At 49.1% G+C, this 24,803-nt stretch carries 19 protein-coding genes and 2 tRNA genes (1 of these 21 running past the window's edge); 15 read left to right on the top strand and 6 right to left on the bottom strand.

Annotation, left to right across the window (positions count from 1 at the left end; genetic code table 11):
• Both PUW25_RS01285 and PUW25_RS01290 read left to right on the top strand, forming a co-directional pair.
• Nucleotides 1-47, top strand: a tRNA-Pro gene (locus PUW25_RS01285) (it extends 27 nt beyond the left edge of the window).
• A gap of 13 nt (nucleotides 48-60) precedes the next feature.
• Nucleotides 61-131: transfer RNA gene (locus PUW25_RS01290), tRNA-Gly, on the top strand.
• A gap of 281 nt (nucleotides 132-412) precedes the next feature.
• Here the strand turns inward: PUW25_RS01290 and PUW25_RS01295 are convergent.
• Entirely contained in the window at nucleotides 413-1,306 is an 894-nt protein-coding gene (locus tag PUW25_RS01295; protein ID WP_047912505.1) for a LysR family transcriptional regulator, read from the bottom strand.
• A 120-nt stretch (nucleotides 1,307-1,426) separates the two neighbouring features.
• Here PUW25_RS01295 and PUW25_RS01300 point away from each other — a divergent pair, with 120 nt between their 5' ends.
• Nucleotides 1,427-2,257 (top strand): ankyrin repeat domain-containing protein, encoded by an 831-nt coding sequence (locus PUW25_RS01300; RefSeq protein WP_338000040.1) that lies wholly within the window; start codon nucleotides 1,427-1,429, stop codon nucleotides 2,255-2,257.
• 82 nt (nucleotides 2,258-2,339) lie between these two features.
• The gene (locus PUW25_RS01305; protein ID WP_274337907.1) at nucleotides 2,340-3,902 is read left to right on the top strand and encodes a uracil/xanthine transporter; all 1,563 of its coding nucleotides are present in this window, start codon (nucleotides 2,340-2,342) and stop codon (nucleotides 3,900-3,902) included.
• 192 nt (nucleotides 3,903-4,094) lie between these two features.
• On the opposite strand, the gene PUW25_RS01310 is transcribed toward PUW25_RS01305, so the two are convergent.
• The 3 genes from PUW25_RS01310 to PUW25_RS01320 all read right to left on the bottom strand — a co-directional run bounded on the left by PUW25_RS01310 (nucleotide 4,095) and on the right by PUW25_RS01320 (nucleotide 8,546).
• Nucleotides 4,095-5,270 carry an acyl-CoA dehydrogenase family protein gene (locus tag PUW25_RS01310; protein ID WP_274337908.1) on the bottom strand — a complete coding sequence of 392 codons (1,176 nt, stop codon included), beginning with the start codon at nucleotides 5,268-5,270 and terminating at the stop codon, nucleotides 4,095-4,097.
• A 42-nt stretch (nucleotides 5,271-5,312) separates the two neighbouring features.
• Nucleotides 5,313-6,752, bottom strand: coding sequence for a serine hydrolase domain-containing protein (locus PUW25_RS01315; RefSeq protein WP_274337909.1), 1,440 nt, complete (start codon nucleotides 6,750-6,752; stop codon nucleotides 5,313-5,315).
• Nucleotides 6,753-6,860: 108 nt separating this feature from the next.
• The gene (locus PUW25_RS01320) at nucleotides 6,861-8,546 is read right to left on the bottom strand and encodes a PucR family transcriptional regulator (protein WP_047912502.1); all 1,686 of its coding nucleotides are present in this window, start codon (nucleotides 8,544-8,546) and stop codon (nucleotides 6,861-6,863) included.
• 298 nt (nucleotides 8,547-8,844) lie between these two features.
• On the opposite strand from PUW25_RS01320, the gene PUW25_RS01325 reads away from it, so the two are divergent.
• The 9 genes from PUW25_RS01325 to PUW25_RS01365 all read left to right on the top strand — a co-directional run bounded on the left by PUW25_RS01325 (nucleotide 8,845) and on the right by PUW25_RS01365 (nucleotide 20,222).
• Complete coding sequence (locus PUW25_RS01325; protein ID WP_238546413.1) at nucleotides 8,845-10,239, top strand: amidohydrolase family protein; 1,395 nt, start codon at nucleotides 8,845-8,847, stop codon at nucleotides 10,237-10,239.
• 30 nt (nucleotides 10,240-10,269) lie between these two features.
• Nucleotides 10,270-11,415 carry an ABC transporter permease gene (locus tag PUW25_RS01330; protein WP_152557761.1) on the top strand — a complete coding sequence of 382 codons (1,146 nt, stop codon included), beginning with the start codon at nucleotides 10,270-10,272 and terminating at the stop codon, nucleotides 11,413-11,415.
• Nucleotides 11,408-12,346 carry an ABC transporter permease gene (locus PUW25_RS01335; RefSeq protein WP_047912501.1) on the top strand — a complete coding sequence of 313 codons (939 nt, stop codon included), beginning with the start codon at nucleotides 11,408-11,410 and terminating at the stop codon, nucleotides 12,344-12,346. Before PUW25_RS01330 ends, PUW25_RS01335 begins: the two co-directional genes overlap by 8 nt.
• A 43-nt stretch (nucleotides 12,347-12,389) precedes the next feature.
• On the top strand, nucleotides 12,390-13,970 hold the full coding sequence (locus PUW25_RS01340) for an ABC transporter ATP-binding protein (protein WP_081872544.1): 1,581 nt from the start codon (nucleotides 12,390-12,392) through the stop codon (nucleotides 13,968-13,970).
• Nucleotides 13,971-13,994: 24 nt separating this feature from the next.
• Nucleotides 13,995-15,032 carry a BMP family protein gene (locus tag PUW25_RS01345; protein ID WP_047912500.1) on the top strand — a complete coding sequence of 346 codons (1,038 nt, stop codon included), beginning with the start codon at nucleotides 13,995-13,997 and terminating at the stop codon, nucleotides 15,030-15,032.
• 48 nt (nucleotides 15,033-15,080) lie between these two features.
• Nucleotides 15,081-16,106, top strand: a complete 1,026-nt coding sequence (locus tag PUW25_RS01350) for an aromatic ring-hydroxylating dioxygenase subunit alpha (protein WP_274337910.1) — start codon at nucleotides 15,081-15,083, stop codon at nucleotides 16,104-16,106.
• A gap of 298 nt (nucleotides 16,107-16,404) precedes the next feature.
• Entirely contained in the window at nucleotides 16,405-17,247 is an 843-nt protein-coding gene (locus tag PUW25_RS01355; protein ID WP_047912498.1) for a transporter substrate-binding domain-containing protein, read from the top strand.
• Between the two features lie 91 nt (nucleotides 17,248-17,338).
• On the top strand, nucleotides 17,339-17,992 hold the full coding sequence (locus tag PUW25_RS01360; RefSeq protein ID WP_047912497.1) for an amino acid ABC transporter permease: 654 nt from the start codon (nucleotides 17,339-17,341) through the stop codon (nucleotides 17,990-17,992).
• 154 nt (nucleotides 17,993-18,146) lie between these two features.
• A complete protein-coding gene (locus tag PUW25_RS01365) occupies nucleotides 18,147-20,222 on the top strand; it encodes a methyl-accepting chemotaxis protein (RefSeq protein WP_274337911.1) in 2,076 nt (691 codons plus the stop codon).
• A 61-nt stretch (nucleotides 20,223-20,283) separates the two neighbouring features.
• On the opposite strand, the gene murQ is transcribed toward PUW25_RS01365, so the two are convergent.
• Nucleotides 20,284-21,204, bottom strand: coding sequence for an N-acetylmuramic acid 6-phosphate etherase (gene murQ / locus PUW25_RS01370; RefSeq protein ID WP_274337912.1), 921 nt, complete (start codon nucleotides 21,202-21,204; stop codon nucleotides 20,284-20,286).
• Nucleotides 21,205-21,365: 161 nt separating this feature from the next.
• On the bottom strand, nucleotides 21,366-22,328 hold the full coding sequence (locus PUW25_RS01375) for an N-acetylglucosamine kinase (RefSeq protein ID WP_274338508.1): 963 nt from the start codon (nucleotides 22,326-22,328) through the stop codon (nucleotides 21,366-21,368).
• 213 nt (nucleotides 22,329-22,541) lie between these two features.
• Between PUW25_RS01375 and PUW25_RS01380 the strand changes: the two genes are divergently transcribed.
• Nucleotides 22,542-23,378: a MurR/RpiR family transcriptional regulator gene (locus PUW25_RS01380; protein ID WP_274338256.1), complete on the top strand. Its 837-nt coding sequence runs from the start codon at nucleotides 22,542-22,544 to the stop codon at nucleotides 23,376-23,378.
• A gap of 51 nt (nucleotides 23,379-23,429) precedes the next feature.
• Entirely contained in the window at nucleotides 23,430-24,776 is a 1,347-nt protein-coding gene (locus PUW25_RS01385; RefSeq protein ID WP_274337914.1) for an ABC transporter substrate-binding protein, read from the top strand.
• The last annotated feature ends 27 nt before the right edge of the window (nucleotides 24,777-24,803 follow it).

Consider the following 24,803-nt stretch of genomic DNA (forward strand, 5'->3'; position numbering starts at 1 on the left):
CCTGGTTTGGGACCAGGGGGTCGCATGTTCAAATCGTGTCATCCCGATTTCATATATTTTGCGGGTGTAGTTCAATGGTAGAACTCCAGCCTTCCAAGCTGGTAGCGTGGGTTCGATTCCCATCACCCGCTTACTTAAAAGGAGCCTTTCGCTTTATGCGGAAGGCTTTTTTGTGCATAGCATTAGAATATATTAGAAAATAAATTAACTAGTCGGAGCTAGGAGCAAGCTATCGCATAGATAACCATAAACCTTATCCCCGATGTGGAACACACACAAGGCATTGGATAGTGTACGAAGCGGGGATAAGGTAGTGAGGCCAGAGATTTGTGAGTCTTAAACAATTCAGGTCTGTTTCACTATGATACTGCGATGGTTTATTACTGCTCATAATTACTATTCACCAGGAGACTCACAAAGTTTTGTACAGACCAATGAGCTTCTGAGCAGCTTTGCTAAGGTAGTGCTGTTTGAGCCAAATGACAGCCGAACTAGACGTTTCCTGAGGTCCCGCAATTTGATAAGTGAGGATCTGTTCGCCTTTATATCGATGTAAGGAGCTTCTAGGAAGGATCGAAGAGCCGAACCCTGAAGCGACGAGTTCAACGAGCATTCCAATATCAGAGCATTCTCCTATGATTACAGGCGACAGGCCTCGACTGTGAAACTGATCCAGGATCAAGTGATATAAGCCCAGTCCTTCTGTACTTGGCAGGATTAATGGATACTGTGACACCCTCTCATAAGGGATGGAAACCACGGATTCATGGTTTAACGGATCTGCGTTTGCTTGATGAGCTCCCGTAACAAAATATAGAGGCTCCGTGCCAAGTACTTCATAGTCAAAATCCTCTAGTGCGATGGGAAGGCGTATAATGGCTAGATCAAGTACCCTTTCTTTGATTAGCTTAGCAAGTGTATTGGTTTCGTTCTGTTGAATTTTAAAGGTAACTTTCGGATAGAGGGTGCGAAAAGTACTCAGTACCTTCGGCAGCTTCTCATCAGACAGTGTATTGATGCCAATAGATAATTTTCCTCTGACCCCAAGACCCGATTCCTGTACCTCTGCTGTGGCTTCTTCCATCAAGCGGGTGATGGTTAACGCATGCTCATATAGCGTCTTGCCTGAGGCAGTAAGCTCTAATTGTCTCCCGTTTCGATAGAACAAAGGGACACCGAGTTCTGTTTCCATCAGCTTCAGCTGCTGGCTCAGTGGAGGCTGTGACATATGAAGTCTATGCGCTGCTGAGGTAACCTGCAATTCTTCGGCCAAGGCAATAAAATAACGTAGCTGCTTAATATCCATCCACTAAACTCCTCATCCTTATCTATATGATAATCCTATACTTTAGCAAGGTTTTAAATATTTTTAATATAGTATGTCCCATGATACCATAAAAACATAGCACAGTGGTGGAGGGATGATGTGAGGTTATTACAGGCTTCCTTATCAATATTAGTTATGATGATGTTGATCTCAGGCTGTGCAATGGATGGCAATTCAGAAAAATCTCAGCAAGAGGCACAACCTGTTTCTGATACACAAGCAGATCAATCTATGAATTCGGGCACATCTGATCGCGCCATTGAATCTGAGGTTTCTTTCAACGCAGGAGCACAGCAAAATAACAATAAGAATCATCGTCAGGAGGATGATCAAGTGAACTCTATGGATTTTGTAAATGCAGCAGAGCTTGGAGATACCGACAAGGTTCTTACCATGCTGGAGCAAGGTATTGATATTAATGTTACGGATGATCGAGGAAGAACGGCGATCCTTGCAGCGACATATGGAAATAAGCCTGATACGGTAGAGGCTCTTATCCAGAAAGGGGCAGACTTGAACCTGCGAGATCAGCGTAGTGACAACGCTCTTCTCTATGCCGGAGCTGAAGGCAGACCAGAGATTGTGAAACTGATGGTTGAAGCAGGTGCAGACACAACACTAACGAACCGGTTCGGAGGCACGGCATTAATACCTGCGGCAGATCGAGGTCATGTCCAGATTGTCGAGTATCTGCTTAAGCATTCGGATGTAGATATTGATCATATCAACAATCTCGGATGGACCGCGCTGTTAGAGGCGGTTATTTTAGGAGATGGCGGAGAACGGCACACTCAAATTGTGAAGCTGCTCGTTGAACATGGGGCGGATGTAAACCTGGCTGATGGACAAGGTGTAACGCCCCTGGCGCATGCGAAGAGCCGAGATTTTAAAGACATGATTACAATCCTGGAGAAGGCTGGTGCTAAGTAATAGGACCAATGATTGCAAAGTACAGGAGAAACAGATTATCAAGGAACTGGATATATTGAAAATTTGAAAGCTGGTTTTAATAATGAGTACCGATAAGAAACCCATAACGAAATGTGAAATGAAAGATAAAGAGAAGCATCTAAACAAAGGTTTGAATACGAAGCTGGATAAGATCGCAGAAAAAAACGAAGTCGAACTTGAGAAGAATCAGACAACGAGTGCGGAGTTAAGGTCAATGATTACAATTTCTGAACTACGCCAGAAAGGATCTGGTGTTGAGCTCAGACCGAGCTATTTACTCCAGGAGCTCAAATCGAGGTTCTCATTGAATGTGCTGCTTGCCGGTGTGCAGTGGCTTTTCTTTTTGTTTACCAATACCGTGATGGTGCCGCTATCGATTGGTCATGCGCTAGGGCTCCCACCTGAAGAGATTGCTGCTTCGATGCAGCGTTCTTTTATTTTGACGGGGCTGCTATGTATCGTCCAGGTGATATGGGGACACCGATATGCGCTCATGGATGGACCTGCCGGCGTGTGGTGGGGTGTGGTGCTTAGTATTTGTGCGTCTGCTCCTGCAATGGGAATGGATCTCGCAACAGTAGGGTCGAGTTTGATGAGCGGATTTATTTTGTCCAGTGTGATGGTCATTATTTTGGCGATGTGCGGCTTTATCCGCATCCTGCAGCGAGTGTTTACTCCGATCGTAATGGGCGTGTATCTGTTGCTGCTTACGTTTCAGTTGGCTAATACGTTCTTCAAAGGCATGATCGGCTATGATCAGAGCGGTACATGGAATCTGCCCCTGGCCGGACTATCGCTAGTCATTATTCTGGTGGTCGCTGTTATTCATCTCAAAGGCAGAGGGAAATGGGGACAGTTCTCGCTCCTTGGAGGAATTGTGATTGGCTGGATAGCCTATGCGGTGTTGTTTGGTCAAAATTCAGGATCGGCTGCATCTGCTGCTTCTACAGGGGGCTCAGCTGGTAGTGCTTCACTATGGCAGTGGATGCCCTGGGGTAATTTTGGGTTAGAGCCAGGGATTATAATGGTTGGGCTGCTTGCCGGGCTTGTGAACATGACGAATACGTTAACGAGCCTAACCGCTGCAGGGGAATTATTCAATCGAACAGCAACACCGGGGCAATACAAAAGAGCGTTTATATTCACCAATGTATTCTCGGTGCTCGGAGGATGCCTGGGATTGATTCCTTTTGGCACATTTGCGTCCTCGATCGGATTTCTGGAAAATACAAAGGTTCTCCGGCGTGCGGCCTTACTAGCTGGATCCCTAATGTTTATTATCGTCGGGGTGTTTCCTTCGTTAAGCGGCTGGCTGGCTCAGCTGCCTCTAACGGTTGGAAATGCGGTACTGTTTGCCGCGTATCTCCAAATGTTCGGTACAGCCATTCGAACGTTCCAAGGCGCGGTATTTAATCCGAAGACCATCTATCGGGTGGCGCTGCCTGTACTTGTTGGAATAAGCATCATGAACATACCGATCTCTGCTTTTAGAGACTTTCCTCCACTGCTTACGCCCCTGTTGTCCAATGGACTTGTCATAGGTGTAGTGCTAGTCATTATTTTAGAGAATATGGTGGGCTGGGATAAATACGAAACAGCCAAATTAAATAAAAATATGGGATGAGTAGAAGGTTCAGGTTAGGTTGGTAGTGAAAACTAGTAATATGAGCAAAAATCAGGATAAGCTTACGGTGTTGCTGCCAGCTATATCTAATAGAAAATAATATCAGGCGAGAAGAATGATAGGAAGCTACGAATCACATGCCAGCTTTAGGCGGAAGGCAGTGTTTCGTAGCTTCTTTTTTCATTTGAAAATTTAGCTTAAGGGAACTTCACTGATGGCGCGATTGGCCAGCATCTGATAAACGGCGTCGTCCATCGGCGGATTATGGAGTCCGAATCTTACATCACGATACATACGTGAGAGCGGGTGGGAGCTGGCCAGACTGTGAACTCCGACAATCCGCATCGCTGTATCTACAATAGAGAGTGCATTCTGAACGGCAAAGGTCTTGGCTGCGCCAAGATCGGGAGCGATTCCGGCCAAGTCGCTGTCTGTCAAAGGCCGCTCCAGCTGCTCCCATCTAGCCGCTACACTGTACAAAAAATGACGGGCTGTCGTCAGCTCCATCTCGAGCTGCCCAATCTTATGCTGAATGTGAGGCAGCTCGATAATGGGATGGGCCAGGCTATTCGGCTGATATGCCGCAGCGAAACGAAGCGCTTCTCTCCTTGCCCCCTGGGCGATCCCAAGATATACGGCTGGAATGTTAAGCAAGTAGGCGTTGGGACGAATGGATTTCTTCCCTGCAGGGCGTCTTCGAACCAGCGCATTTTCAGGCAGCTGCACTTGGTTTAGCACAAGATCATGGCTGGCCGTCCCGCGCATGCCTGTCATGTTCCAGGTGGGCTCAATACTTACACCTGGCATATCTTTATGAACCAGATATTCACCAACTTCACCAGTAACCGAATCTGTGGCCGATACGACATAATAATGAAGTGCCGTTGATAGCGACGTAAATGTCTTCCGCCCTGTCAGCACATAGCCATTGCCATCCGAAGTCTTCTCTGCAGAGGTCTGCGGCTTCCCACCACGTGAAGGGCTTCCCGTCGCCTTTTCCGAATCTGCTGCATTAACCAAGGCGCCTTCCGATATAACGGCTCTGCATAAAGCATGGAAGGACGCTTCATCCCATAGCTGGTTCTGTCCTACGTTGAATACCGTAATATGATGCCATCCAATGGCGAGAGCTGTTGCGGCATCCACCATGGCGATACGCTCCTGACACTGCAGAAAATCGGAGAGAGATACGCCCAGCCCTCCATACTCCTTGGGAACAGAATAGGTGTGGTAGCCTGCTGCCAGCAGGTCTCCGATCAGTGCGTAGTTCAGCTCATTCTGCTCATCTGCTCTTGCTGCACTATCCATATGCTGTTCGGCTATGCTTCCGATGATCTCAATATGATCCATCTGTGGTTTATTAAACACTAGTGACACCTCTATTCAGTTGGTCTGACCTAAAATTAATGTCTATAGCTTGAGTGCCATCTCCTGTATATGATTGAGCATGCCTGTCATATCCATTCCGGCATGGTTGCCGAGCAGGATGATCGTTATGCCGTTATCCAGATTACGCGAAATACCTGTAGAGTAGCCTGTACCACTGCCGTTATGGAATACGACCATGCCTTCATCTGTTTCACTGACCATCCAGCCGTATCCATAGTTTCGATCAGAGTAAGGCGTGTACATGGTCTCTTGAATTTCCTCGGACAGCACTTTGTTACCCCGTAGAGCCTGATCCCATTTCAGCAGATCATCAACTGTAGAATACAGTGTACCGGTTCCGGATTGGGAAACATAATAGCTGGCCTCGGCCCATGTACCCTTCTGATCCGTATAGCCTTTCATTGTTTTGGTAGAAGGGGTTGCCGTACCTGTATTCTTCATGCCAATCGGCTTAAAGAATTGCTCTTGAAGATATGCGCCGTACTCTTTGCCCGACACACGCTCCAATATAGCAGCAAGTAAAATGTATCCGTTATTGCTGTAACGGTATTCAGCACCCGGTTCTGCCATCAGCTTCTTCGTACGAATCTCCGCAAGTGTATCCTCCATAGTAATCCCTTCCTCACGCGTAAAATTGGAAGGAAGCCCGGAAGTATGTGAGAGCAGCATATGAATGGTAATCTCATTACCGCGGTCAATGCCGGATACGTATTTGGAAACAGGGTCTTCAAGCGAAATATTTCCCTGCTGAACCTGCTGCATGATGGCTGCGGCTGTAAAGCCTTTGGTGATGGAGGCAATGCGTGATTTTTGATCCGGGCGAACAAGGGAATTGATATCCGATAATCCGTAGCCTTTTCTCAATTGAATGTCTCCATTACTCGCCACAAGCGCTATGCCTGAGTATTTGGTCTCCTTAAGATACTGATCGATTGCAGCTGAATCACTACTCATGATCGTCGACGAATCTGATTGCAGGGTGATGATCATCTGGGAAGAGGTATTCGTTAACTGCAGCCCTGCTTTCATCGCATCCGAGAGGGTACGCAGCGGAATCATAAGTGTGCCGCTCATATTCTTCGATGGAGCAGGGAGCATGAGCCGATCGTCATTGATTTGAATGACGTTGGTTCCCGCACGGTGTGTAATGGTATCGCCATGATTATAAATTTCCACCGTTTGTTTGGCTTGGTTCCATTTCACTTGCCCGCCGAGAGCAGCGGCCGCCTGTCTAAGGGGAGCATAGGTCGTTCCCTTCTCAACAAAAGGGGCGTATTCCCACGTGACAGACTCGCTGTCGACTGTAATGGAAGCCGGCTTGGTCGTGGCGGCAGCTGCGGAAGCAGCCTGAACCGGCGATATGCCTACTGACGGTGATAGTAATGCAGAGGTAACAAGTATGGCTGATAAAATTCGATTAAACATCGATTTCTTATGAACATATGTGCTGAATATAGACATGTTGTAAGTAAGCCTCCAATTCTGATTATGACCTTATGTAATGGATATAACCACACTGGTTTCATTTTATAGGATTGAAAGTTGGTAAACAACCCATATAATGGGGCATTAATTTAATAACTCCTCCATTAAAAACGCTGCTCGAAAGCGCAGGCTGTTGGCAGGCAGGCGCAGGGAGCGGCCTGTCAGCTGCTCACATTTGTCCAGTCGGTAAATCACCGTATTCCGGTGAAGGTACAATTGCTTGGCCGTATCGGCAATATGGCAGTGATTATCTAAAAAACTCCGCAGCGTCTTCAATAGCTCTCCGCGTTCCTTGTCCTCCAGAAAGAGCAGGTGTGCGAACGTTTCTTTGATAAACTCCTGCAGATCCTCCTGCGGAAGCATCCGCAACAGGTCAGATAACTCCTTGACATGATAGAACTGCACGTAGCGCTGCTGCTGGCTGTGCTGGCCCGTCTGCAATGCATCAAGTGCTTCCTGGTAAGCTCGCGGCAGTTGGGACAGCTCATCTGCGGTATTGCTGACGCCGACGGACAGCGATACTTCATGCTGGGACCAGAGCGAATGAATCATCTGCTGCAGGCGTGACGCGAGAAGACGTTCAGGCAGCTGGTGCTCGTCAAGGGCAGCTTCCTCAAGGGTATGCACTGGAAGCAGCATGACGACGGCGTCATTTTTGGAAAAAAGAATGAATGAGAAGTCGCTTGCCTTGGATTCCCCTTTAACGAGCTCATACAGATCCTCCTTCATTGAAGCTGTGCGCCCCCCGATGGAGTCATTCGGCAGCATTGGTGAATAGGAGCTGAAGCTATTGCGGCTGCGGAGAGGTGCATCCTTCTTCAGCACAACACAGTAATAGGAGCGCTGCTCGCTGAGTCCATATCTGCGCCCGCGGTGAATCAGGTCCTGCTTATCTGAGATCAGTCCATCCACAAGGTCGCCGAAGAAGTCGTTCTTGTAGCGGCGGGAGCGTTCCTTGACAGCCTGGCGCTTCAGTAGATCGAAGCTGATCACGTTCGCTGCCTGTTCGAGGGTCAGCAAGGAGAGCGTACTGACAGGATACTGGTTCGTAAAGGACAGCAGGTATCCTTGGGACTGATCCGTCTGGATCGGATATTGGAGCAAATAGGAAAAAGGAACAGCACTGCTGGGTGGCAGCGGAATGCTGGGAGAGCGGGCTTCATGCAGTATCGACGGCAGCCAGTTCGAGATATTTTGCAGGAGCGAGGAATAGGCAGTTCCAAATCCGGATGATGTAGCGAAAGGCTCCAAGCTGCGGTTTACAAGCAGTACAGGATAGGAGAGGAGCCTTGCGAGCTCCTCCAGAATTGTTTGGAGGCTTTTGCCTTCCAGAAGAATGTCGGAAAAGTAACGATGGCTCTCAAGCGCATATCGCATCTCCTCTGTTCGGGATTCCATAATGCGGGCCAGCAGCTGATGCAGCGCTTCGGAGAGAGCGCAGTCGAGCGACAGCTCCAGCAGTGGAAATTGAAGACGGTCGGCGGCCTCCTTGGCTTCTTCAGGAATGTGATCAAGATACCGCTTTGTCTTAATGCCAAGTCCGGCACAGCCCAGCTCAGCCATCCTCGTGACCAGCTGCGTCAATATCTCAGGCTTGTCTTTGATGGCATATCCGGTAGTAAGGAGGAGCTCATTAGGCTTTAAGTATTCGAAGATGTCGGGAGAGTCCATCATATTGACCGAGTATACAGCACGGTAAAGTCCCTCGCGGCCGGCGGTTACCCGGGAGCTGGCGAGCATGGGAATGTCGAGCAGATCGGATATTTTCATGAGGTTACCTCCAAAGGTATCAAATATATAAAATTGTACAGCTCAATCAGAGTTCAATCCGGTGAAAAGGAAAGGGCCTTGAGTGAAGATGGTTACTTCAAGAAAGCTTGGGAGGCGAAGAGAATACTTTTTTTGGGTATATGTGTCAGGTATGCGTTAGGTTTTTTCTAGAAAATAGTTATCTTAACCAATGATTTAAAATGTTTTAGTCTACTATAGCCAATGACAATGAAATATTCAATCCTTTATGATGAGATCAATTCACAGAAATGTAATAAATACTAACATAAGGCGGGAAGTGATCAGCATTAGTACAACGCTTATATATAACGGCACGATTCTTACGATGAATGTGGACAATGAAGTGTATTCTCCGGGCTATGTATACATCCAGCATGACCAGATTGTAGAGACAGGAGCATGGCCTATGGAGGAAGGGAGCATCCGTCATCTGCTGGAGGCAGATCGGAAAATAGATGCCGGGGGCAAAGCGGTCATTCCTGGTCTGATTAACGGACACACGCATCTATTTCAGACCTTTCTTCGCGGCGTGTCAGATGACCATCCCTTGTCCGAGTGGCTGCGGCAGGTGATATGGCCGGGATCGCTTGCCATGGAAGCCGAGGATTTTTATTTGGCTGCACTGATTGGATGTATTGAAAATTTAAAGTCAGGCGCTACATACATCATGGATCACCATTACATCCATACCTACGAGGAGAACACGGAGAATGTACTCCGGGCCATGGTGGAATCAGGGATCCGCGGGCATCTGGCTCGCGGGGGAGTGGATCTGAGCTACGAGCCGAGGCTGAGAGAAGAAGAGGACGTCATCTTCGAGCGTACAGCAGCGCTGCTCGACCGCTGGCAGGGGGAAGGAACAGGACGTATCGAGATTGCTATGGGTCCATTAAATCTGTACGGATGCTCCAGACCATTCCTTGAACGGGCGGCCAGATTCAGCTTGGACCGGAACTTGATCACGCATATTCATGTCGCCGAAACGAGCGATCAGATTGACAATACGCTGTCCCGGTTTGGACTTCGGAATCTGGAGCTGGTCGAAGCGGTCGGCATGCTCGGTCCAAGGACTCAGGTGGTGCACGGAATATGGCTCGATGATGGCGAGCTTGAACTCCTTGCTAAGCACCAGGCATCCATTATTCATTGTCCAGTATCAAATATGTATCTTGCCTCCGGCGTTGCAAGGGTGCCTGAAATGCGAAAGGCAGGCATTAATGTTGCGCTGGGTACGGATGGACCGGGCAGTAACAACTGTCAGGATAATCTTGAAGTGCTGAAGTTCACGGCATGTCTGCATAAAGTGCATCATCTGGATTCCACAATGCTCCCTCCAATGGAGGTGCTCGAAATGGGTACACGCGGCGGAGCCAAGGCGATGGGCAGAGAGAAGGATTTGGGCTCGCTAGAGCCTGGGAAGAAGGCGGATATCGTCATTATTGATATGCAAAAAGCCCATATTGCACCGATTCACCGTTATTCCTCTGCACTTGTTTACAACGCCAATGGGAACGATGTACATACGGTGTTTGTGAATGGACAGATTGTTGTGGAAGCCGGACGCTGTACGCTCGTTGATGAGGAGGAGATCATCAGGCGGGCACAAGCAAGGGTGGATCGGCTAAGGGAGAAGCTGATGAACCGTTATCCTGCTTATAGTGTTCGCAGCTAAATACGTCTTCTTATAGAAGGAGGGGATGAGATGACACAGCGAAGGTGGGTGACCAGAATCGTAGAGTGGGGGATGGAGGTTATCTTCTATGCATTTGCCATTCTGCTGGCTCTGGTTGCAGGCGGGCTCGTGATGGCTGCGGCGAGCGTATCACCGCTCGAAGCATACGGGCTGATCTGGCAGGGAGCAGCGGGCAGTGTGAACAGTATCAAAGAGACCCTGGTAAAAGCAACCCCGCTCTTATTTGCGGGCCTAAGCTACAGCTTTGCTTATCGAAGCGGGCTGTTCAATATTGGAGCAGAGGGTCAGATCTACGTCGGAGCCCTTACAGGGGCGATGGCTGCCCTGCTTATGCCGGCTGGTACTCCGTTTCTCTTGCATTTGCCGCTCTCTCTCTTGTGCGGCTGTCTTGGCGGAGCAATCTGGGGCAGCATTGCCGGACTGCTCAAGGTAGGCCGGGGAGCAAGCGAGATCATTAATACCATTATGCTGAATTATATTGCGATCTATTTGATCAGCTATATGGTCACAGGCCCGTTGAAGGACCCGAATGGGAGCATGCCTCAATCGGCACCCCTTCCAGACAGCTCGGTTCTGCCGACATTGCTCGGGTCCAGGCTGCATTATGGTTTTATCATTGCCATTGTCGTTGCCATTCTTATGTACTTCCTGCTCCACAGGACGACTTGGGGCTATGAGATTCGCTCCACAGGACTTAATGGACAGGCGGCCAAAGTCATGGGGATGCCGGTGAGAAGGAACATGGTCATGGTGATGCTCGTCAGCGGTGGCCTCGCCGGGCTCGGCGGATACATCGAAATTGCCGGTGTTCAGCACAGGCTATTGCAAAATTTTTCCCCAGGCTATGGCTATGAAGGAATTGCGGTCGCACTGCTTGGAAATACGCACCCGCTCGGCAATATGGTATCGGCACTATTGTTCGGAGGGATGAAGAGCGGAGCGAATGCAATGCAGCGAGTGACCGGTGCTTCAACCTCGCTCGTGCTCGTCATTCAGGCACTGATGATCATCATCGTGGTGTGCAACAGATATTGGTTCGGCAAATACAAACGTCAAATTACTAAATGGATACTGCACAAACTCGAAGGTGCGCATGCTGGAGCTCATCCGGGCAAGGTGTCTCTGTCCAAGGCAGGAGGCGGAAAAAATGGGTGAAGAGCTGTGGATCAGTTATGCAGCTGCCGCAATCCGGCTCTCGATACCTCTGCTTCTGGCTGCAATCGGAGTGCTGTTCATGTCCAAGAGTGGAATTCTGAACATCGGTATGGAGGGCATGGTGCTGATCGGGGCGCTGGCTGGAGTGGTGGGTGCGTACTATGGCGGTAATGTATGGGCCGGGCTTGCTGCTGGAGTTCTGGTCTGCGGCTTGGTTGGTATCATCTTCGCTTTCTTGACTGTAACGACCGGAGCGGACCAGGTCATCATCGGCACGGCGCTGAATCTTCTCGGTCTTGGTCTGACAACAGTCTTTGGCAGGAGTCTTCTGGGGATGGGTACAGAAACAATTCAGGTTGAAGCGGTTCCCGTGCCTCATATCCCACTTCTGCAGAATATACCCTGGATCGGCCCCGCTGTATTTGAGCAAAATCTGCTGGCTTACCTCGCATTTTTACTGGTTCCGATCACAAGTGTTGTCTTATACCGAACCCGCTGGGGACTGACGGTCCGCGCTGTAGGCGAGAACCCGCTTGCGACAGATACGCTCGGGGTCAGGGTGCATCGGGTTCGCTATACCTGCTGTCTCATTGGCGGTATGCTCGCAGGTCTTGCAGGCTGTGCGCTGTCACTCGGCATTCTGAATCAATTCACGGAGAATATGGTAGCGGGCAGAGGCTTTATCGCACTATCGGCTGTCATCTTCGGCCGCTGGACACCCGCGGGGACAATGGGAGCTTCCTTATTATTTGGAGGAGCTGATGCGCTTCAGCTTCGCGTCCAGTCCTTTGGCATTGAGATTCCTTACCAGTTCATGCTGATGTTTCCTTATCTTCTGACCATGCTTGCACTGGCCTGGTTCTCAGGTAAGGCAAGACAGCCGGCAGCGACAGGCAAGCCTTATAAAAGTGCAGCCAATCGTCATGCATAAGCAGTGCCCGGATGATTGATACACGGAAGGAGGAGCTGAACTAATGCAGTCATACACTTCTGAGTCTATAGAACCGTCTTCGGCTGGACCGAAATATTCAGCCCTCATCAGAGGGCGTGATGATTATATTTTGGAAACCAGAGGACTCACCAAGCGGTTCGGATCGTTCACAGCCAATGATCGTCTTGATCTCCGCATCAAGTATGGCGAAATCCATGCCATTCTGGGTGAGAACGGTGCAGGGAAGAGCACGCTGATGAATATGCTGTCAGGCCTTCTTCATCCCGATGAGGGAGAGCTTCTGTTTAAAGGTAAGCGAGTCCATTTTGATTCACCAAGGCAGGCGATGGAGATCGGAATCGGTATGGTCCACCAGCATTTTATGCTGATACCGGCATTGACCGTGGCAGAGAATGTGGTGCTTGGGCTTAAGGAAGGCCGGAGTCCCTGGTTTCATTTTCGCAGAGCTTGTGCAGAGATTCAGAAGATCTCAGATGCCTACGGTCTTGATGTAGACCCCGCGAAGCGGGTCAGTGAATTATCTGTCGGTCAGCAGCAGCGTGTTGAAATTGTGAAGACGTTATACCGCGGCGCAGAATTCATCATTATGGACGAACCCACTGCCGTACTTACTCCACCAGAGGTCAAGGATTTGTTCGTTGTTCTGAGGTCACTGAAGGAGCAAGGGAAAACGATCGTCTTTATAAGCCATAAGCTGCAGGAGGTGGAGGCGGTCTGTGATCAGGTGACAGTGCTGCGTGCCGGACAAATGGAAGGCTCTATGGCCATGAAGGAAACGACCCCTGCGGAGCTGGCAAAGCTCATGGTTGGAAGAGAGGTCACAGTACTGAAGCATAGTCCTTATACCCGTAGCCAGCGCTGCTTGCTTGAGGTGCAGGATCTTTCGGTGGTGCGGAGCCAGGTACCCGTGTTATCTGACATCAAACTCACTGTACGGGAAGGGGAGATTGTCGGCATAGCTGGTGTAGACGGCAACGGCCAGCGTGAGCTGAGTGAGGCACTCATGGGTCTAACGGAACTGTCAAGTGGAGAGATCAAGCTTGACGGCAGGCCTGTAAAGCGTCTGCATCCCCGATACATGACCGAGCAAGGTGTAGGTTACATTCCCGAGGATCGGCACAAGGAAGGGCTCATGCTGCCCATGAGCATTGGGGAGAATCTAATTGCGAAGCAGTACAGGTCATCCATCTTCAGCAAATTCGGCATGCTGCGCAAGGGAGCGATAAGGAAGACCGCTGAGCAAGCCGTGCAGGAGTTTGATATCAGAACCCCCTCAAGCGAGCGTGCGGCCGGTCAGCTGTCAGGAGGCAATCAGCAAAAAGTCATTCTGGCCAGAGAGCTGATGCTGAATCCGAAGCTGCTCATTGCGATGCAGCCGACCCGCGGAATGGATGTAGGAGCAGCGGAATATGTACATAAGCGGCTTCTGGCGGAGAGAGATCGGGGAGTTGGCATTCTGCTCATCTCCACAGAGCTTGAAGAGGTGATGTCACTCTCAGACCGGATCGCTGTTCTGTTCAAAGGCCGGATTGTGGACATGGTGAGCAGGGAAGAGGCAACGCGAGAACGAATCGGCCGTAGCATGGCCGGGATGATGGATTAATCAATTAAAGGGGGATTCACAAAAATGTTGAATAGACGATTCCACTTGTTGTGTACGTTGATCCTAGCTGTTGCTGTTCTGCTCGCAGGGTGCGGCGGTGCTGCAGAAAGCGGGCAGAGCGAGGAGGCAGCGGCAGGCTCCAGTACCGCTGCTACAGAAGCGAATCAGCCGCTTAAGGTCGCTCTGCTCACGCCGGGTCCAGTAAATGATAACGGATGGAATGCCACGGCGTATAAAGGGCTCAAGCAGATGGAGAGCGAGCTTGGTGCGGAAGTGCAGTATTCCGAGAAGGTTGCCCAGTCTGATATGGCGGAGTTTATTCGTGGGTATGGGACAGATGGATATGACGTCGTCATCGGTCATGGATTTGAATTCGCGGAACCCATGATGTCTGTTGCCGGGGAGTATCCAGATACCTGGTTTTTGGTTACCAGCGCTACGGTGAGTCAAAGCCCGAATGTCGCTTCCATCAGTATCAACAATCGGGAGCAGGGTTATCTGATGGGAACGGTAGCGGCTTTGATGTCTGAATCGGGGACAGTAGCGGCGATTGGTGGGCAGGAGATTCCGCCCATTACCAACTCTGTCAAAGGGTTCGAAGAGGGTGCGAAGGCAGCTGTTCCTGATATTAACGTCCTGACGACCATGACGGGGTCCAGTGATGATGTTGCAAAAGCCAAGGAGACCGCGATCTCCCTCATCGAAAAGGGAGCAGACGTCGTCATGACCAATGCAAATCAGGCGGGAATGGGCGGTATTGATGCTGCCAAGCAGGAGGGTGTACTCGCGATCGGGTCCAATGAAGATTTAAACCCCGTTGCTCCGGACACCGTCATTACAAGTGTGATTCAAGATTATCCAACAGCGATGACGGCTGCGGTCAAATCCATTATGGAGAGAACGATGAAGGCAGAGCCGATGTCACTGGGTGTGAAAGAAGGCGCGGTATACATGAGTCCCTACCATGGGTTTGAGGAGAAAATGACGCCGGAAATCAAGGATCAGGTTCAGGCTACGATCGACGCCTTGAAGAGCGGTGAGATTTTGGTCCAAAACGAGTAGTGGTGATGGAACAGGCAGAAAAGAATATGGAAACGGGAGAGGATAACGATGATTGATCAAAAACTGCTTAAACCGTTAGGTTCATCCGCCCTGTCAGATACGGTGCTTGAGAACGAATGGCATCCGGTATGTGCATCACACGAGCTGGCTGACAAGCCGGTATCCGCTATCGTGCTGGAGGAGCGCGTCGCGGTTTACCGGTCAAGCAAAGGTGTGCATGCACTGCGTGATCTCTGTGTTCACCGCGGAGCGATGCTGTCCAAAGGCTGGGTAGACAAGAATGAGAATCTGGTCTGTCCTTATCATGGATGGCAGTACAATTCGGATGGCAAATGCGTATGTATCCCTGCTCAAGGAAAGGATGACCGTATTCCGCCGAGAGCGAAGGCGACCAAGTATCATTGCCAGGAGAAATTCGGCATCGTGTGGGTGTGTATCGGCGAGCCAAGGACTGATTTGCCCAGCTTCGAGGAATTTGAGAATCCGGAATATCGGCCGCTCGTATGTGGTCCGTATCATGTGAAGGCCGCGGGGACGAGAGTTATCGAAAACTTTACGGACTTTGCCCACCTGATGTATGTGCATGGCGGTCTGCTTGGTCACCCGGATTATTCGGAGCTGCCGGACTTTGAGGTGTTCAAGGAACCGGACAGGGTATATACCGGAGATGTGCCAATCTTCCAGCCGGTTGCCCATTCCGGGTCAGATCATCGTGAGGGGACCACTTATATCTATGTAAAGGAGGTGTTTAGACCGCTTGCGGCCCGTTTATCCAAGAGAGATCAGGCAACGGGGCAGACGCTCTGGATTATGCTGACTGTGCTGCCGGTGTCAGAGCAGGAGTGTATCGTGTATATGCCGGTATCTCGCAATTATGCGCATGAGGTGGATGATCAGCAGTTTATTGATTTTCAGGATACCGTATTCGAGCAGGACAAGTGGATTATTGAAACCCAGAAGCCCGAGTTATTGCCGCTGGATCTGCAGGCAGAGCTGAATCATAAAGCCGATATGTTATCGGTGGCTTACCGCCGCTGGATTAATCAGATGGGTGTGCGGATTGGAACGACTTGAGATATGAGTACAACAGTAAATCAATTTCATGGTGCTATGAAATTGATTCAGTAGACTAATACGGATGAATAAACAGAAACACCATTCAGAAGGATACAGGTTCACTATGCCAGCTTCAAAATATAGAGAGAAACAAAAGCCTCCTGGCTCCTCAGCGAGGCTTTTTGTGAGCTAAATCACGATTAAAACAATACTTATATGTTATGTTTATTGACGCATGCAATAAAATGTGTTGTTAATCTATGGATCTGTTGATAGAATCTGTTTATATTACTGGATTCCTATAGGGAGGGTTCATATGATTAAGAGAATCGGTGTTATGTTAATTGCTTTATTTGTGATAGTTTTGACGGCCTGTGGCAATGAAGAGAGCGCTACGACAGGAGCTGGAGGAGCTGGAGCGGCAGAGGAATCATCTGAGATTATCAAAATTGCGACGGATGCGGCATATGCTCCAATGGAATTTATGGATAAGGGCGAGATTACCGGATTTGATATTGATTTTCTTAAGGAAGTGATGGCCGAAGCAGGCATTGATTATGAGCTTAGCAATACAGGCTGGGATGCGATGCTGACCAGTGTCCAGCAGGGGACTGAATTTGCCGCTGGGATATCCAGTGTATCCATCACGGAAGAGCGTAAAGCAACGTATGATTATTCCCTGCCCTACTTCGAATCGACGAACATGATTCTGTTCAAAGAAGGAGCCGGTATAACGAGTGCAATGGATCTGAAGGATATGAAGGTTGCGGTCCAGGGCGCTACAACGGCCGATACACTGATGACGGAGATCATGGGCCAGGGCAACAGCAGCCTTAAGAAATTTGAGAGTAATGTCCTTGCCTTCATGGAGCTTGAGAGCGGCGGTGTAGATGCTGCGGTGGCGGACGTAGCGATCGTGCAGGAGTACATGAAGAACAATCCGGATAAAGCGTTCGAGAGCATCCTTGATCCGGAGAACTTTGATTCCGAATACTACGGCATTCTGTATCCTAAAGGCTCGGAGCTGAAGGCAAAGCTGGATCCTGCGATCAAGGCGGTCATTGATAATGGGAAATATGCCGAGGTATATAAAAAGTGGTTTGGAGATGAACCGGATTTAACCCGATTGATGGAAGAATTGGATAAGGCAGCAGAGTAAGCGCACAGGCAGGAACCAGGAAGCATGGGTCAGCGGTATGTGCGGACTCATGCTTTTCTTGTTGCCCATATTAAATAAGGGAGTGCAGCTCATGGATAATTTTAGATTTGATATTATCGTGGAATATCTGCCATTAATCCTGAAAGGTATGCTTCTGACGATCGGACTCTCTATCGTTTCCATTCTGCTTGGTGCTGTCCTGGGATTGTTTATTTCTTTCGGAAAAATGGCGAAGCCGAAGTATTTGAACTGGCCTGCGAGTCTCTATATCAACTTTTTTCGTGGAACGCCTTTTTATGTTCAAATTCTGATTGTTCACTTTGGTGTTGTGCCGATGTTCTATGGGAGCACGGATGCGATCACAGCGGGAATCTTGTCCATGACGCTGAATTCTGCCGCGTATATGGCAGAGATTTATCGAGCAGGAATTCAATCCGTCGATCAAGGACAGTTTGAGGCAGCCTACTCCTCCGGAATGAACCGCTACCAGACGATGCGTTATATCATCATGCCTCAGGCTATAAAGCGCATGATTCCGGCGTTCGGGAATGAATTCATCGTGCTGGTCAAGGATTCCTCGCTGCTTGCGATCATTTCCGTTCAGGAAATTATGTTCTGGAGCAACGCGATGAGAGGCCAATATTATGCGATCTGGGAGCCGTACTTAACGGCTGCGCTGATTTATTTTATACTGACATATCTGCTTAGCAAGCTGTTATCTTACATTGAATGTAAACTAAAATGAAAAATTTCAGAAAATGTATAACATCTCAGCCTCCAATTGCCGATAGATAAAATGTTCTGTCTTTTTTATAGACAGTATGCAGTTGACGTCATCCTCATTGATGCATTAACGAGCTGCATAAACCACACATATCGTAGAAAGGGGGGCTTTTTCTTTGAAGGAAATATTGAAAAAAAGCTTAGCAAAAGTGAAGCTGGGGAACAAAAGTGAAGAAAAGAAGAACAAGGAAGATAACCGTAATGAGAAGCACAGAATTGAAAAGGGTAGCAGAGAAAAGAAGAGCTTGTTGTCTTTTAGAGTAAGGTTGATTGCAGCATTCCTACTCTTCCTGTTCCTGCCTAGTATAGCGATCTTCTGGGTTTCTTATAATACGGCTGATTCAGAGATTCGGAAGTCGGATCAGGAGACAATGGAGCAATCCCTCGCCCTTGTCAGCAAGCAGATTGACTCCTTGATTGACAGTCAGAAGGCAAATATCAATTTGTTAGCAAGACAGACGAATGCGGCGCAAATTGCCAATCAAAGTCCTCAGGCCCAGCGGCTGCTGGATGATTTGAAGGATGCCAACCCTCAGGTTGAATCTCTCGTCATCGTATCGTCTCGCGGAGACCAGCAGATGAAAGCCCCGATGTATGGAATGAATGAATCTGTGACAGATCAGCCCTGGTATCAGGATGCTCAAAGCAGTGAAGAGGTTATCGTAACGAAGCCTTATAAATCGAGCTCGACAGGTAATGTCGTTGTAACGTTGGCCAGAGCACTATCAGATGGTCAAGGGGTAGCAAGCATGCAGATCAGTCTGGCAGCACTGACTTCTACAGTGAATGATGTACATATTGGAGAAACAGGTATCGTGTATTTGGTAGATGGTGACGGCAATTATCTGGTGCACTCCCGTTTTAATGCAGGAACCAGTGCGCTGGAGACACTATCAAATTCGGCGCTCACACAGGATAATGGGGATCTGAGTTATGCCATAGGAAATGCAGAGAAATATGCCTTCTTTAATACACATGCGAGTACAGGGTGGAAGCTCATCGCAGAAATGGATTATGCCGAAGTGGATGAAGCCTCTCGTCCGATTCTTAACGCGCTGATTATCGTGCTTGGCATTTCTGCCATTGTGGGACTGGGGGTTATGATTCTAATGATCCGCAGCCTGCATCGCCCGATACAGGCAATGGTCAGAGCATCCCGTGATATTGGAAATGGAGATTTGACGATAGATCTATCCGTGAAGCGCAGGGACGAATACGGCATTCTGGCGGAAGGTTTTAATCGGATGACCGGTTCTCTTCGTGCTGTGCTCGGAGAAGTAAGTGAAACGTCGCATCAGCTTGCAGCGTCCTCTCAGCAGCTTGCGGCAAGCTCCGAGCAGACAACAAAGGCAACAGAACAGCTGGCCACAATTATGCAGGAGACGGCAACGGGAACGATTCAATCCAATCAAAGCCTTGGCGAAGCCAAGCAGCTCGTTGAAGAGATGTCCCGCGGTGTAAGAGCTATTACAAACCAAGCTGGAGAAGTGACTCTGGCAGCCAAGCAGGTATCTGAAGAGTCCCAGGCCGGTATGACGAGTATCGATCAAGCGAAGCATCAAATGGATCAGATCGGTGCTTCAGCGGGTGACCTCAATGAGGTGATTCAAGGGCTCGGAGATAAGTCATTAGAGATACGGAAGATTGTTGAAGTCATTACGAATATCGCTAAACAGACGAATATTTTATCGCTGAATGCTTCAATTGAAGCGTCAAGAGCAGGTGAGCATGGACGGGGGTTCGCTGTTGTAGCGAACGAAGTGAAGGAGCTGGCAGCGCAGTCGGCCGCTTCTGCAGCACAAATTGCTAAATTGACCCATGAAATGGAGCAGGGAACAGGAGCTGCGACAGCATCGATGGGCACGGCATCTAAAGAAATTACGAAAGGGATCGCTACAGTCCAGGAGGCAGGCGAGCGGTTCAGAGTGATTCTGCACTCCATTCAAGAGGTTGCCGCTCAGATGGAGGAAGTATCCTCAGCCTCGAAGCAGATGGATGCCTCTATGGCCCATGTCGGTGAATCATTTGAGGTCGCTGTAGCGATCTCGGATCAGATATCCGCTGGCGCACAGGAAGGGTCTGCTGCTTCGGAAGAGCAGCTGGCAGCCATGCAGGAGGTCGCTTCTTCTGCAGCAACTTTATCGAATATAGCGGATGAGCTTCAGGAGATTATTCAGCGTTTCAAATTGTAGATTGAAATGGCAGAGCGCCCTATCTATTCCTTAGTGCTAAGGATAGAGGGGCGCTCTTTTCTTATGAAGTGGGAGTGCTGTCAATCGCCTTACGAACATAGCCTTTGGATGAAGCGAGCAGCTTCCTCGCTGAGGATGCGTCTGAACCGGTCATAATCATAACAATGGCGGTCTTGACATGGCCATCTGATTCGATATAGGCATCCTTGATCTGCTCCTCGGAGGCTCCGGTTGCCAGCTTGATGATGCGTTTGGCACGATCGACCAGCTTCTCATTGGAAGGGTTAAGATCAATCATCAAATTCCGGTATACTTTACCGGAGCGGATCATGGCTGTCGTCGTCAGCATATTGAGAATAAGCTTCTGTGCGGACCCGGACTTCATTCGGGTGGAGCCCATAATGACCTCGGGTCCGGTTACAGCTTCAATCATATAATCTGCCAGCGGCTTCATGGCTGAATTGGGGTTGTTGCAGAGTCCGACTACAAGAGCGCCCAGAGTGCGGGCTTCCTTCATGGCACCCAGCACATAAGGTGTTCTGCCGCTTGCTGCAATGCCAATCACAACATCGTGCGGGCCGACCTGATGGGATTGCATATCTTCTCTGCCCCCTTGCTCGCTGTCCTCAGCGCCTTCCACAGGTGTTCGGACGGCCTCGAAACCTCCTGCGATAAGACCTTGAATGAGTGACGGATCGGTACCGTAGGTGGGAGGGCACTCGGATGCATCAAGGATGCCGATTCTGCCGCTGGTACCGGCACCGACATAAAATAAACGTCCACCACGTTCAAAGCTCTCTACTATACAATCAGCAACCTTTGCGATATGCGGTATAAGCGGTCTGATTACCCTAGCGATTAGCTGATCCTCATCGTTAATGAGCTTCATGATTTCAATGGAATCCAGCTGATCAATATGGTCTGTTCTCGGATTGGGATGTTCAGTAATCAACTGGCTAAGTTTATGGCTTAGATGATTCATAATAAGGTACGGCCTCCTTCGCTCCTGGCCCCAATTCTAGATTAGAAAATGATTGGTGTTATTCGTTTATATACGGGGCATCTTGATTGCAAGCTTTTCTATATTAATGAACCTTCGTTTGTAAGTAACGGCAAGGCAGACTCATGCGGTATTTCACCATACTATACGAGTCCATAGACTCCTTGATCCGGGTAGAACCGCTGTTGTGCAATCAGTGCTGCGCCATAGGCTGGCGGTCTATCTGCCGAACCTGTGATCATACGAAGGTGGGGGAAGATCGTACATAAGGATGACTCATAGTGTGCTCTATATATAGAGGAATGGAGAAAGATAGAGCCCGTCATAGCGATAACTTCTTGCTGGAGATCAGGATGAGAATGTAGAAGAGCGGTGGTTGTGTCGGCCAGACTTGCGGCCTGAGATCTAAGTATGCTGTCTGCAAGTGGATCTCCTTCCTCAGCGGCGCGGATGCACAGCTCAGCATAAGAAGCGATGGTCTTCTTACTAAAGGGTTGTTGATAGATGAAGGTGCGGAGCTCTGTAATCTCGTTTAATCGGCAGTCTTCTTGAACGAGGGAGGTAAGTAACGTAGGCGGGATGACTCGGTCATAACTTCTCATAATCCCTTGAAGGGTCTGTAGGCCGATCTGATAACCACTGCCCTCATCTCCAAGGAGGTGTCCCCATCCTCCTGCACGGTGAATGCTTCCCTCTCTTGTGAATCCATAAACAATAGAGCCTGTTCCGGCGATCACGAGCACGCCTGTATGCTCCCCTGATGCCGCCATGAGAGATATTTCCCCCTCTGTACAAACCGTAATTTTCGCGGAGAAGGATTTGCGCTCCAAGCATTGAGTAACCTGATTGATAAGCGCATTCTTCTCTTCATCCAAGTATATACCTGACATTCCAAGACAAATACCATTACATAAAAGTGAGTGATCATTAATAAAAGTGAGGGTTGTTTCTAGCAATCGGTTCAGCTCGCTGGCTGCTTCAAGAGGTGAAGTTGTATAGGGGTTCGTTGGCCCGCCATAGAATTGAGCGAGAATAGATGTATCTTCTAACATGGTTATTATTTCGGTTTTGGAACCGCCACCATCTACGCCAATAAAGACATTCACCGCTTCACCCCTTCTCATTTTTTATTTAGTATAGGTCATAATTTCCAGATTGTAAAATAAAATTTTAAGTAAATAAAATATTATTGAAATTATATTTTACAACTCATATAATAATATCAATCCAAACATATTTGGGAGGATAGGGAACGAATCGTGTTAGTTTATCTAACCTATATGTACATATCTATTGAGAATGGAGGTGGAACGGCTCTCATGAATGGTGGTTTGGTTCGTCTCAAGGAAGCCTATGAAACACTGAATCCTTCGGAGCGTAAGATCGCGGCCTATATTCTGCAGCAGCCTGGCGAGATCATCGAGCTCTCCGTTGCCGAGCTGGCAGCGAAGAGCGGTGCAAGTCAGGCAGCGATCGTCCGCCTATGCAAAACGATCGGCTTCAAAGGCTATCAGGATCTGAAAATTAAAGTGGCTGGTGACTTGCGGGAGTCGGATGAGCAGGCAGGCTATCAGGAGATCAGACCGAATGACAGTGTATCTGCGATGATTCGAAGCGTATCGAACAACAATATTCAGTCCATCCGGGATACGCTGAAGATTATGGACGAGGCGATGGTGGAGCGGGCCGTTTCTTTAATGGATCAGGCAAGGCGTATTTATTTTTTTGGCGTGGGAGCTTCTAACCTTATAGCCATGGATGCACAGCAGAAATTTTTAAGAATTAACAAGATGAGCTTCTCCTTCGCTGATCCGCATCAGCAGCTCACGTCCGCGGTCACAATGACAGAAGATGATGTAGCTGTCTGCATTTCCTATTCGGGTGAAACGGAAGAAGTGCTTCGTGTTGCTGAGCTGGTTCGGGAGCGGGGGGCAGAAGTGATCAGCATGACCAAGTACGGTCATTCCAAGCTGAGCAAGCTGGCGACCGTACCTCTATACACATCATCCACAGAGAGTGAAATTCGAAGCGCTGCTATGGGTTCCCGGATGACTCAGCTTAATCTGATTGATATTTTGTATCTCTGTGTAGCCAGCAAGAATTACGAGCAGTCGGTCAAGTATCTGGAGGAGAGCAGGAGGGCGCTGAGAAGGTAGTCTAATCTACGGTGTTCCTATCGAGGAACGAATGAGGGGAGATAAGTGCTAATGCGTAAAACATGGATTGTGCTGACCTCTATTCTAATGTTTGCGGTGACAGCCTGCAGCGGCGGGGGAGGTAGCAGCGAGCAAAGCGCGGATGCCAAGGATACAGTGACGGTCTGGACGTATCCTGTTCATAACAAGTATGAAGAGGACCTGAAGGAGCTCCTCGCTGATTTTAATAAGGAACACCCGAATATTACCGTCAAGACAGAGATGCTCACCTGGGCTGAAGGCCCAAAGAAATTTGATGTCGCCCTGAATGCGGGCAATCCGCCGGATTTGTATTTTCACAGTGTAGATGGAAGTTATGTCGACTCTGGATTGGCTATTCAGCTGGATGATTATCTGACACCTGAGATCAGGGAGGATTATTATCCGGGAACGCTTGAGCTCGGGCAGATTCAAGGCAAGCAATACGGTCTTCCAATCTACCAGTACCAATGGGGCTGGGGCGGCAACCAACGTATTCTTGAGGAAGCTGGAGTCGATTGGCAGAAGATCCAGCAGGAGGGGTGGACTTGGGGTGAATTCCTTGAGATCGCGCCTAAGCTGATGGGGACTGCTCCTGACGGATCTCCACAATATGCCTTTGTGACCGAAGGGCAGACGATGGAGATTATGGAGCTGCTGTCCCGCAATTACAATATGCCGGATGTGCTGAATGCGGAAGGTGAATTCCAGTGGAATGATGATCGTATTCTAGAGACGCTGAAATTCCTGGAGACCCTTCGTGCAGAAGGTTATATGCCAAAAGAAACGGCAGCCATTGCTCCTGCGAAACGTGTAGAAATGTTCTATGCCGAGCAGGCGGCCATTATCTCCAAGGCAATCCCGTATTACGATGTGCTCATCAAGCAGCGGAATGCGGATATTGATGCAGGAACGGTGCAGGGTGCCAAGGTTAAATTTGTATTGCTGCCGGTCCCTCATCATAAGGATGCTCCGCAGAAATCAACGATGGGCGGCGAGGGCTATGTGGCTTTTAGGCAAAAGAATGATAAGGGCGAGCAGCATGCCAAGAACACGTTCCTAGTTATGGAAGCACTGAGCGGCGCCAAAGCCGGGAATTCGGCCAATGAGCTCGTGCTGCCGTTTGTTAGAAAGTCACAGGCTGAATATTTTGAAGGCAAGGGTCTGGGTACGCCGGAAACGCTGGAGGCAGCCCGTATCATGGCAGAGCATATGGAGCAGCCGGTCGTTCTCTCGCTTGACTCAGCGCTGGCAGCGAAGCAGAAGCAGTTCAAGGAACAGGTGATGAAGCCGAACATTCAGGCGTTATTTACAGGCGAGAAGACAGCCGAAGCGATAGCGGCCGAGTTTAAGGCTAAGGGAGAAGAGATGTTCAAGTAGATCCTTAGATGCGATGCGAAAAAGGGG

The organism is Paenibacillus urinalis, from assembly GCF_028747985.1.
GTDB classification, from domain to species: domain Bacteria; phylum Bacillota; class Bacilli; order Paenibacillales; family Paenibacillaceae; genus Paenibacillus; species Paenibacillus urinalis.

What these genes read in the sequence shown, in the direction of transcription:
- PUW25_RS01380 (WP_274338256.1), top strand. Translation starts at nt 22,542, where the DNA reads ATGAATGGTGGTTTGGTTCGTCTCAAGGAAGCCTATGAAACACTGAAT.
- PUW25_RS01315 (WP_274337909.1), bottom strand. Translation starts at nt 6,752, where the DNA reads ATGTCTATATTCAGCACATATGTTCATAAGAAATCGATGTTTAATCGA.
- PUW25_RS01360 (WP_047912497.1), top strand. Translation starts at nt 17,339, where the DNA reads ATGGATAATTTTAGATTTGATATTATCGTGGAATATCTGCCATTAATC.
- PUW25_RS01305 (WP_274337907.1), top strand. Translation starts at nt 2,340, where the DNA reads ATGAGTACCGATAAGAAACCCATAACGAAATGTGAAATGAAAGATAAA.
- PUW25_RS01335 (WP_047912501.1), top strand. Translation starts at nt 11,408, where the DNA reads ATGGGTGAAGAGCTGTGGATCAGTTATGCAGCTGCCGCAATCCGGCTC.
- murQ (WP_274337912.1), bottom strand. Translation starts at nt 21,204, where the DNA reads ATGAATCATCTAAGCCATAAACTTAGCCAGTTGATTACTGAACATCCC.
- PUW25_RS01355 (WP_047912498.1), top strand. Translation starts at nt 16,405, where the DNA reads ATGATTAAGAGAATCGGTGTTATGTTAATTGCTTTATTTGTGATAGTT.
- PUW25_RS01340 (WP_081872544.1), top strand. Translation starts at nt 12,390, where the DNA reads ATGCAGTCATACACTTCTGAGTCTATAGAACCGTCTTCGGCTGGACCG.
- PUW25_RS01320 (WP_047912502.1), bottom strand. Translation starts at nt 8,546, where the DNA reads ATGAAAATATCCGATCTGCTCGACATTCCCATGCTCGCCAGCTCCCGG.
- PUW25_RS01295 (WP_047912505.1), bottom strand. Translation starts at nt 1,306, where the DNA reads ATGGATATTAAGCAGCTACGTTATTTTATTGCCTTGGCCGAAGAATTG.
- PUW25_RS01330 (WP_152557761.1), top strand. Translation starts at nt 10,270, where the DNA reads ATGACACAGCGAAGGTGGGTGACCAGAATCGTAGAGTGGGGGATGGAG.
- PUW25_RS01385 (WP_274337914.1), top strand. Translation starts at nt 23,430, where the DNA reads ATGCGTAAAACATGGATTGTGCTGACCTCTATTCTAATGTTTGCGGTG.
- PUW25_RS01350 (WP_274337910.1), top strand. Translation starts at nt 15,081, where the DNA reads ATGATTGATCAAAAACTGCTTAAACCGTTAGGTTCATCCGCCCTGTCA.
- PUW25_RS01345 (WP_047912500.1), top strand. Translation starts at nt 13,995, where the DNA reads ATGTTGAATAGACGATTCCACTTGTTGTGTACGTTGATCCTAGCTGTT.